At 59.1% G+C, this 6,253-nt stretch carries 10 protein-coding genes; 1 reads left to right on the top strand and 9 read right to left on the bottom strand.

Features of this window, described 5'->3' with window-relative positions:
* The 9 genes from ACXRVY_RS14485 to ACXRVY_RS14445 all read right to left on the bottom strand — a co-directional run.
* Window positions 1-139 (bottom strand): transposase (locus ACXRVY_RS14485; protein ID WP_458237632.1); only part of this gene is annotated, 139 nt, incomplete at its 3' end.
* Between the two features lie 386 nt (window positions 140-525).
* Window positions 526-957 carry a GNAT family N-acetyltransferase gene (locus ACXRVY_RS14480; RefSeq protein WP_458237630.1) on the bottom strand — a complete coding sequence of 144 codons (432 nt, stop codon included), beginning with the start codon at window positions 955-957 and terminating at the stop codon, window positions 526-528.
* Window positions 958-1,036: 79 nt separating this feature from the next.
* Window positions 1,037-1,273: a trimethoprim-resistant dihydrofolate reductase DfrB gene (gene dfrB, locus ACXRVY_RS14475; protein ID WP_458237631.1), complete on the bottom strand. Its 237-nt coding sequence runs from the start codon at window positions 1,271-1,273 to the stop codon at window positions 1,037-1,039.
* 349 nt (window positions 1,274-1,622) lie between these two features.
* Window positions 1,623-2,015: a YybH family protein gene (locus ACXRVY_RS14470; protein WP_458237629.1), complete on the bottom strand. Its 393-nt coding sequence runs from the start codon at window positions 2,013-2,015 to the stop codon at window positions 1,623-1,625.
* A gap of 140 nt (window positions 2,016-2,155) precedes the next feature.
* Window positions 2,156-2,452: a YciI family protein gene (locus ACXRVY_RS14465; protein WP_458237628.1), complete on the bottom strand. Its 297-nt coding sequence runs from the start codon at window positions 2,450-2,452 to the stop codon at window positions 2,156-2,158.
* A 110-nt stretch (window positions 2,453-2,562) separates the two neighbouring features.
* Window positions 2,563-2,937, bottom strand: coding sequence for a GFA family protein (locus tag ACXRVY_RS14460; RefSeq protein ID WP_458237627.1), 375 nt, complete (start codon window positions 2,935-2,937; stop codon window positions 2,563-2,565).
* Window positions 2,938-3,089: 152 nt separating this feature from the next.
* Window positions 3,090-3,920, bottom strand: coding sequence for an alpha/beta fold hydrolase (locus ACXRVY_RS14455; protein ID WP_458237626.1), 831 nt, complete (start codon window positions 3,918-3,920; stop codon window positions 3,090-3,092).
* 119 nt (window positions 3,921-4,039) lie between these two features.
* Window positions 4,040-4,432: a hypothetical protein gene (locus ACXRVY_RS14450; protein ID WP_458237625.1), complete on the bottom strand. Its 393-nt coding sequence runs from the start codon at window positions 4,430-4,432 to the stop codon at window positions 4,040-4,042.
* Window positions 4,433-4,776: 344 nt separating this feature from the next.
* Window positions 4,777-5,265 (bottom strand): lipocalin-like domain-containing protein, encoded by a 489-nt coding sequence (locus tag ACXRVY_RS14445; protein WP_458237624.1) that lies wholly within the window; start codon window positions 5,263-5,265, stop codon window positions 4,777-4,779.
* A gap of 309 nt (window positions 5,266-5,574) precedes the next feature.
* Between ACXRVY_RS14445 and ACXRVY_RS14440 the strand changes: the two genes are divergently transcribed.
* Window positions 5,575-6,253: IS30 family transposase (locus tag ACXRVY_RS14440; protein ID WP_458237623.1), on the top strand; the 679-nt coding region annotated here is incomplete at its 3' end.

Here is a 6,253-nt window from a genome sequence, read left to right as displayed (position 1 = left end):
ACTTGTGAACGAGGTTGGCGTTCAAGCCATGGGCCAACGCGACATGCGCCACCGACGCGCCAGGGACTGCGCACTCGCTCAGCACCTTCGCCTTCAACTCGTCATCGTGGCGCCGCCGACCGCGCTTGGCGTGTTCCATGGTGTCCACTTAAATCCTTGGTGGACACCATCGTCACCGACGCCATCGGCGTTCTCAAGACGGGTTCGCCGGCCGCTTACGCCGTTGTGCAGGCCGAGACTGGCGACAGACAGCTCGGCGATTTCGATGACTGAGCTGAAGGCCGAGGTTGTGAATCGGTCATCGGCAAAGAGCCCCTGAGCGGCCTCGTTAAGCCGGACCCCGGCCAGCTGAAGCTGGCACAGCAGCTCTGATTTGCGTTCACCACCTACACGGATCGTCCGTGCCACCAAGATCCGTTCGGGAATGACATGCAATGCCCAGCTCGGTATGCGGCCTAACGTTTGACATGAGGGGCGGCCGTAGGCATGCGAAGCATGCCGGAAGGCGTCCGCTCGATGGAAGGGTCAGGTTTCACTCACGTAGCCTCGCTCCAGAGCCAGTTGTTGGTCTTCGAAGATGGCCATCGCTGTGAGCATTCTCTTGAAGCCGAATCTCCGGTAGAAGGGCTCTTTTCCAGGCACGGAGTACAGGATGATCTTTTTGTGTTCCTTCGAGAACGCAACGAGTTTGGCTACGATCTCCTTGCCTACACCCGTGCCTTGGTGACTTGGCAGAACCGCTACGTCACAGATATAGGAACAGTCGGCTCCGTCCGCGAGCGCCCGACCAGCGCCAACCAATTTTCCGTCTTCGCGCGCGAAGCAGCAGTAGCGGCTGTTCGAGAAAACAGTGTTCAAACCCGAGGCAGTCTTGTTTCCAAGAGGCGCGGCGCGATACAACGCCTCGAGTTCAAGCCAGTCGATGCCGTTGAGCGAGTGAGACCACGTGACTGTCAAAGGGTGCTCCCGTAAAACCTAACGGTTGACATGAGCTGCATGACCCGGCTTGCCGGGGCATGTCAGCGCGATGGAAGGGTTAGGCCACGCGTTCAAGCGCAGCCACAGGATAAATTTGTACTGAGCCTGGGTGAGATTCAGACTCGACGGCGTAGCCCTCAGGGGTCAGTTTCGTGCAGTACCAGCCGACAACTTGACCCTGCCAAGCGGCGCCAGACTTCTTGCGTACACGATCTCCCAGGCCAAACGTGGCGCGCAATGGCAGTGCAAACTGACCAGCAACTGGAGTACTGACGTCATTGCTACTTTGATCCATACCTAACCCTTTTTGTGAATGTCTTGAGATGCTCAGCGGAGCCATACCTGCTACTTGATTGGTCGATGACCTTGAAATCTTTCGCCCATGATGCGATCGACGGCACTGGAGCCCAAGTGGGGGAAAGCGGCCTCGTTGAATGCCGTTGGCAGATCGAGTGCTGGCACAAGCGACTGTATAAATCTCGGCTGGATGCGCGAAGGCTTCTGTCACCACGAAAGGTTCGCATTTCGGGGCCTAACGTTTGAGCTGAGGGGCGGGCGACGGCGTGGCGCCCTGGCCGCTAGGTGCAACATGTACCACAGCGGCTCGCTGCCGTTGCGCGTCCGCTCGAGCGAAGGGTTAGGCGTCATGCTGCCGAGGGCAGCATGTTGGCATCGCGAACCACAATCCACGAGCCACTCGCCTGCTTGCGCAGAACGGACAAAGCGCTTCCCGTGCGAGTAGTAGCGCTGCCTCCTGATTGCGGCACGATTCGGACTGTGAGTTCGGTCCAGCAGTAAGCCAGCTTCCCCGAGACCTCGACTTCTTGCACTTCGCCTGATGACTCGATGCGGTGTGTGGTGAGGAGTTTGCGAAGCCCGGCTTCAAAGGAACTGCGACCTCGCATCGGGGGATGACCCGCCACAAGAAAGACAACGTCTTCGGCCATGAGGCCAAGCACCGTTTCAACGGCGCCGCCGGCGGTTGCGCTGTGCCAGAGCGCGACGAGATCGCGAATGGCCTGTTCGTCAGATGTCATGGGAACCTCCTTGGCTGACGCCTAACGTTTGATTTCACCCGCTCGCGGAGGCGGGCGAAGCCCGCTGTAGCGAGTCGGGTGCAACGAAGGGTTAGACGTTGCTCTACCAACCTGGCCCACCGTTGGATTGAGGCAGTGCACTACTTGCTCATGCCAATGAGCCATGGCCTCACCTCTGCCAGCAGCGTACCGCTCTTGACCGCGGGATCCTCGCTGGCGAAACGAGTGACCTCGTCCTCGGACACACCTGCGATCGGGACCATCATGCCGCCACCGGTGGTGTCTAGGTGCGGGCCACCAAGTTCGAGCTTTCCGGCATCGAGCCACTTGCGATAGTGGGCAACGTGGTCGCGCACTCCTGGTTGCTCAAACATGCTCTTGCCGGGCAGCCAGGCAGGGCCAGGCTTGTGGAATACGACGTAGCGAATGTCCTGCATGATATTTGGCAACGCCTAACGTTTGACATGAGCGGCGGCTGGAAGCAAGCGAAGCTTGCTGGAAGACGTCCGTTCGATGGAAGGGTTAGGCGGCACTGCGGCGGTACCGCTCAGTCGATGAATTTCCAAGTGTCTGCTCCATCGAAATGGCGCACCTGAACAGATTCTTGAAGATGCGGATCGAAGTTGTTCAGGTTGACACCGTGCTTGCCACCTGCCTCGGGAACAAGTGGTTCCCAATGSGTGGCACAYCCGCAGGTCTTGCARCGYACATTGCGCAGCGTCTTGTCRCCCCAGATGTACTCGGCCGTATTCTCCGGGTGYCCATCTATCCGAACCGTCCCGAACTCGTAGTACGCCCAAAGTCCGCCAAGGCGMCGGCAGAGCGAACAGTTGCACTTGGTGGCCTTCTTCGGCGCYGAGGGYAGCGTGAGACGRACTGCACCGCAGTGACATGAACCTTGTAGCAATTGTTCCTCAGGCATGGTGGGCTCGCTTCGGTTTCCTGTGCCGCCTAACGTTTGAGCTCTAAGCGGGCGACGACGGCGGGATGCCAAGCCCGGGCTGGCGAAAATGTACCGCGTACCGCCGGCCCGGGCTTGGTGGCCTGCCGTTGGCGCTCCGTTTGAGCGATGGGTTAGGCCTCGGCTGTACGTTTTTCATCCAGATGCTTGGCTAGCGCGCAGTTGAATTCTGTCGCGTCGACGAATACTGATCCGTGGTGGCCCCCGATCGTCGTCAAAGTCGAGTGCGGCAAGAGACGTTGAAGCCCGCGCACTTGAACCGCAATAAACGGGTTGGTCCTCTCGCCCACAGTTAGCGATATCGGCACCTTGATTGCCGCAAGATCAGACTCACCGACCCTTGTTGGCTGCGCCGACAGGAACGGTTCCAGAGTTCGGGCGTTCTCAAGAACCATCTCTCTGAGATCTATCGGAAGCGAAGCAAACGCACCTGGGAAGACAACCCAGTCATAGAACGACTCGACGGCGCCTCTGGTGTCACCCTTCGACAGGGCTTCTATGACCGAGACCAACCCGGCCCTGGCAGCGCGGAAGACAGCGACGTCTTCGGCCTGGGTAACCGCAGACGCGAGTGTGGGCTCGCTGAGGAACAAGTCGGCGATCAGATCCGGCCGCGCCACTGTAGTGGCGAGGGCGACGACGCATCCGTAGGAGTGGCCAACCAGGTGTACTGGAACGGCCGAAACCGCTTCGATGAAGGCGCACAAGTCTGCCGAGTGCGTCTTCAGAGTAAAGCCGGAATCGCCGCCGTCGCTTGATGCTCCAAAGTACCGCATGTCGACGGCAATGCATCGGTACTTTGACTCAAGGACGTCGCATTGAAGCTTCCAAGCTCTATGGTCTGAGATCGCACCGTGGACAAAGAGAATCGGGTGCCCGGTTCCCGTGTCGCGGTAAGCAAGCCTGACGTTGTTTACTTCAACAGATCGCATTGTTGCTTCCATGGCGTTTCTCCGTTGAAGTGTGGGCAACCGCTCGCGTCGAATCCGAGGCCTAACGTTTGACATGAGCGGCAGGCGAAAGTGCGCGAAGCGTGCTTTCGGCTGTCCGCTCGATGGAGGGGTTAGGCGTCACCGTCATACTTCTCGCGCATTTCGAAATACGCACGCTTGCAGTGCTCAAAGTAGGAGCGCTCATCGTTCGACCGCTCTTCTGCCTTCGAGCCACTTTCGATTGCACTTGGGGCCTCGGTTTCAACGATCTCAAATGTGAGCCTGTCACCCAACTTGAGGTCTCGTTCTTCGAGCCAGACCAAGTGTTCATCCTCAACTCCAGGACCACGAGATGTTAGGCCGCCAAGACGAAAGGTGAAGTCGACCGTTTCGTCGCCTCTGTGGGGGTGGCTTGCTTCGCCGAGCTTGCCAGCGAGAGTAAGTATGGCTGAGAGGACGCTAAGATCCTTCGCGCCACCAATGACCGGCGAGTTGCTGTTGACCTGGACCTTGATGGCGTACATCGTCGTCTTCGCTTGGGTCTTGTTGAGCCAATTCTGGCGTAGATGAGTTGYGGTGCCAAAGGTGTAGCACTTGACGCCTAACGCTGAGTTAAGCGGCAGTTGCCGGTGGGGCGCACCGAAGCGAACAACACCCACAGAGAGCGCAGGTGCGCCCCGCCGGCAACTGTCCGCTTCAACGCCGGGTTAGGCGTCGGCGCCGGGAGCGGCGTTGGGTCCAACGGCAAGTTGTTGACCGATTGAGCGTCCCTTGCGACATGCGTGACACAGCCAGTGACGCCGCGCATCAGTGGTCCAGACCTCGCTGGACTACAGGAACTGGCGCGACCGCCCACTACGTCCAAGTCTTATTTGGCTCGTCGCCACACGATTTCTAATACGCCTGCTGGTGCCTTTGGATTGGTGAAGCGCATTTCGGCCGCCGTTATTGACGTAACAATTCGGCTTTGATCGGTCCCAACCATATTAGGAAACGTCGCTCCTTCAACTGTAGGGATGATGGTTTTCGTCCCTTCATCAACCGTGTAGGTACCGTAGTAGGCAATTGAGCCTGCGACGATCGCCTTGGCTTCTTCCACCGTCGCCTTATCTCGGTTGTTAGCTGCCAGCTTGGGAAGGTCATTCGCGACATTCACGAAGGCGAAGTAACCATCCGGGGCATAGATTACGACACCTTTTCCTGGTCGATCCGTCTTCTTACCGTCCGGCGCAGTAACAGTGGTTGAAACGTGAATCCAAGTGCCGAGTATTTGTTCCTTGAGTGAGGTCTTCTGAGCAAAGGCACTCAAGGCGGCGAAAGAGGTGAGAAACAACAAGGTAGTGATCAAGCGTTTCATCTGAATCTCCTCAAGTGAACGGAAGCTACGATTTGACGCAGTTCCGGTTAAGCATAGCGCTGCGGGAGGGAGTCGACGCCGCGCCGCTCGAATAAAGTCGACCTCAATCAAGCTAGGAGAAGCGGCCGAAGCCTCCGCAAAGACGTTCATCTCGTAAGTGCCGATCAAAGGCGGATACCCGAAGCAAGCGAGTCGGCTGTGTTGTGGCCCACGGCGTTGAGGTTGCTGAACTTCATAACGAAGCGTCGAAGGTAAGGACAGGCGGATTCAAGATCGAAGTGCAACACTGCCACGCCGCGAAGGAGTTGCATGACCAAGACATATACCCAGCTGAGCGCCGAAGATCGAGGTGCGATCATGGCGATGAAGCTGGAAGGCCGTAGTGCGCGTTCGATTGCGGCATTGCTCGAACGCTCGCCGAGCACCATCACGCGCGAACTGCGCCGCAACGGCTGGCGCCCGCAGGTCGAACAGCCTTGGATGGGGCGCCCTCGTGTTGCTGGGGGCTACAACGCACAGCGCGCGGGTATGCGGGCCCGTCGAGAGCGCCGGCAGGCCAGASCCGAACGCAAGCTGCATCCTCGCAGTGCCTTGTGGGCGCGGGTGCGCGGTCTGCTGCAGCGCAAGCTCTCCCCCGAGCAGGTCGCTGCGACACTGCGAAGGGAGCATCCCGACCAAGCTGCCATGCACGCCTCCCACGAGACCATCTACACGGCCATCTACGCCGCGCCCAGAGGCGAGCTTCGCCGTGAACTGGTGGCGTTGCTGCGCCAGGGCCGAGGTGCACGCAGGCCGCTTGCGCGTGGCACGGATCGCCGCGGGGCGCTGCAGGACATTGTCAGCATCCATGTGCGCCCGCCCGAGGCCAATGAGCGCTTGATGCCGGGGCATTGGGAAGGTGACCTCATCAAGGGTGCGCGCAACCAATCGGCAGTTGGAACCCTGGTGTGCCGCAAGACGCTCTTCGTCATGCTGGTCAAGCTCGATG

It is taken from the genome of Pseudomonas sp. P5_A2_2 (assembly GCF_054177685.1).
The sequence above is the reverse complement of the archived record's forward strand: the minus strand, read 5'-3'. Positions and strand labels throughout refer to the sequence as shown.

Coding starts and splice junctions, on each gene's coding strand:
- dfrB (WP_458237631.1), bottom strand. CDS start 1,273: ATGGATCAAAGTAGCAATGACGTCAGTACTCCAGTTGCTGGTCAGTTT.
- ACXRVY_RS14470 (WP_458237629.1), bottom strand. CDS start 2,015: ATGACATCTGACGAACAGGCCATTCGCGATCTCGTCGCGCTCTGGCAC.
- ACXRVY_RS14465 (WP_458237628.1), bottom strand. CDS start 2,452: ATGCAGGACATTCGCTACGTCGTATTCCACAAGCCTGGCCCTGCCTGG.
- ACXRVY_RS14455 (WP_458237626.1), bottom strand. CDS start 3,920: ATGGAAGCAACAATGCGATCTGTTGAAGTAAACAACGTCAGGCTTGCT.
- ACXRVY_RS14450 (WP_458237625.1), bottom strand. CDS start 4,432: ATGTACGCCATCAAGGTCCAGGTCAACAGCAACTCGCCGGTCATTGGT.
- ACXRVY_RS14445 (WP_458237624.1), bottom strand. CDS start 5,265: ATGAAACGCTTGATCACTACCTTGTTGTTTCTCACCTCTTTCGCCGCC.